Origin of the sequence: Burkholderia sp. Ac-20392 (genome assembly GCF_017104585.1) — a bacterium.
In the GTDB taxonomy this organism is placed as follows: domain Bacteria; phylum Pseudomonadota; class Gammaproteobacteria; order Burkholderiales; family Burkholderiaceae; genus Burkholderia; species Burkholderia lata.
Genome location: NZ_JAAGPB010000845.1, coordinates 1 through 2,456 on the forward strand (window position 1 = coordinate 1; position 2,456 = coordinate 2,456).

Genomic DNA, 2,456 nt, shown 5'->3' on the forward strand with positions numbered 1-2,456 from the left:
CAGCGCTCGTCGTCGCGCGCGGCGTCGCTGATCCCGCGCGGCGCGCCGTCGCCCGCGAGCACGGACTCGCCGGCCTGCCACGCGGCCAGCCATTCGGGGCGATAGGTCAGGTAATGATCGAGCACGGCCGCGACGCGGTGTGCAAGCTCGTAGCGCATTGCATCGTCGGACGCGGACAGATAGGCGGCCAGCCGCGGCGACGCGAGCCACGGCGCCTCGTCGGACGCCTGCGCAAACAGCCGGTAACAGCGCCACACGAGACGGTCGGGCGCGAACGGCGAACGCGCGGGCACCGTCAGCACGCGGCCGATCTGTGCCCATAGCCATTGCGCGAGATACGTGAACTCGACGTTCGCGCACACGCCGTTGCGCGCGGCGATGTCGAGCTCGAGACGGCGGCGCAGCGCCGCGCTCGGCACGATGACCTGCTGCGGCGCCCACGGGCCGTTGCGGGCCGGGAACGCGGCCAGATCCTCGAGCAGCGCGTCGGCTAGCGTTTCGTGACGGTTCGAATAGAAGAGATGGAGCATGAAGCAGGCGTCGGAATCTCGCGCCGGCCGGGCCGGGCGAACAGGATCACCAAGGATAGCAAATGGACCGCCGCTGCGGCCCTCGTCCGGAAAGCCAGGTTTTGCGGACCACGAAATACGATAGACTCGTCGCCAGTCAAGATGCCGCCCCCGGGCGTCTTCGTCTGCCATTCAGCCCATCGATGCGCTATTCGGTCGAAATCAGAAAGTTTTTCTACAGCCAGTACTTTTTCGGCGGCCTGCGGATCGCGGTCGGCGTTTCGCTGCCTGCCGTGCTGTGCCTGATCGTGTTTCACAACCGGGAGCTCGGCTTCACGATCTCGACGGGCGCGCTCGGCGCCTGCGTCGTCGACATGCCGGGCCCGCTCAAGTACAAGCACAACGAAATGCTCGCTTGCAGCGTGATCGGTTTTCTGGCCGCGCTCGCCACCGGCCTCGCGACACCGAACATCTTCGGGCTGTGGCTCACCATCGTGCCGCTCACCTTCGTGCTGTCGCTGATCGTCGTCTACGGCAACCGCTGGCCGCAGATCAGCTTCGCGACGCTGTTCATGATGGTGATGACGCTCGAGGAGAAGTTCACGCCGCTGGAAGCGTTCATCAACGCCGGCTGGATTCTCGCGGGTGGCCTCTGGTACACGTACTGGGCCACGCTCGTGTCGCAATGGCAGGCGCGCCGGATCGAGCAGCAGGCGCTCGCCGAGAGCCTGTTCGCGTGCGCCGACTACCTGCTCGCGCGCGCGCAGTTCTACGATCTCGACGCGGATCTCGACGAGTGCTACCGCAATCTCGTCGCCAAGCAGATCACGGCGGTCGAAACGCAGGAAACCGCGCGCGACATCGTGCTGCGCAACCTGCCGAAGCTGCGCCGCGGCAAGCTCGACCCCGGCCGCACGACGATGTACAACCTGTTCATCAACAGCGTCGACCTGCACGAGCTGTTCGTCGGTGCACACACCGACTACCCGCTGGTGCGCAACACGTTCGGCGGCTCCGATCTGATCATTTTCTACCGCGACCTGATCCGCAAGGCGGCCGCCGATCTCGAGGAGATCGGCCTCGCGGTGCTCGAGAACCGCGCGCCGCATTCGCGGGTCAGCGTGAAGGCCGAACTGCGTGCGATCGAGTACGAGATCGAGCTGATGCGCAAGAAAAACTTCCCGGCCACCAACGCGGAAGCGTATGCGGCCGTGCTGGCCACGTTCCGGCGCATCTGGAGCGCGACGCGCCTGATCGACCGGATGCGTCGCAACCTGTCGGGCCACGCCGATCCGCAGCAAACCGAACTGAAGATCGACAAGGCGCTCACGCGCTTCCTGCAGCGCCGCCGGATGTCGCCGCTGCTGATCTTCTCGAACCTGAACATGCGCTCGCCGAGCTTCCGCCACGCGCTGCGCGTGACGATCGCGGTGGCGGTCGGGTTCTGGCTCGGCCGGCTGCTGCCGCTCACGAACGCGTACTGGATCGTGATGACGACCATCATCATCCTGAAACCCGGCTACTCGCTCACCAAGCAGCGCAACGCACAGCGGATCATCGGCACGCTGATCGGCTGCGCGGCGAGCATCGCGCTGATCTACACGGTGAAGGAGCCGCACCTGCTGATCGCGATCATGTTCGGGTCGATGGTGATGAGCTACAGCCTGCTGCTGTTCAACTACGCGGCGAGCGTCGTGTTCACGTCGTCGTACGTGCTGCTGATGTTCCACCTGCTCGCGCCGGGCAGCATGCGGATCATCGGCGAGCGCGCGATCGACACGGTGGTCGGCTGCATGATCGCGATCGCCGCGAGCCGGCTGTTCCCGTACTGGGAATACCGGCTGATGGGCAAGCAGGTCGCCGACATGCTCACCGCCACCCGCAAGTATTTCGAGGCCGTGTGGCGCGCCGGGCGCGGCATGTCGCCGCCGCCGGTGCCGGCCGCCG

2 protein-coding genes are annotated in these 2,456 nt (G+C 66.1%); one reads left to right on the plus strand and one right to left on the minus strand.

Going from position 1 to position 2,456, the window contains the following annotated elements:
- Positions 1-530: exodeoxyribonuclease V subunit gamma (locus tag G3N99_RS38870; protein ID WP_206125047.1), on the minus strand; the 530-nt coding region annotated here is incomplete at its 3' end.
- Between the two features lie 182 nt (positions 531-712).
- On the opposite strand from G3N99_RS38870, the gene G3N99_RS38875 reads away from it, so the two are divergent.
- Positions 713-2,456: FUSC family protein (locus G3N99_RS38875; RefSeq protein ID WP_206125048.1), on the plus strand; the 1,744-nt coding region annotated here is incomplete at its 3' end.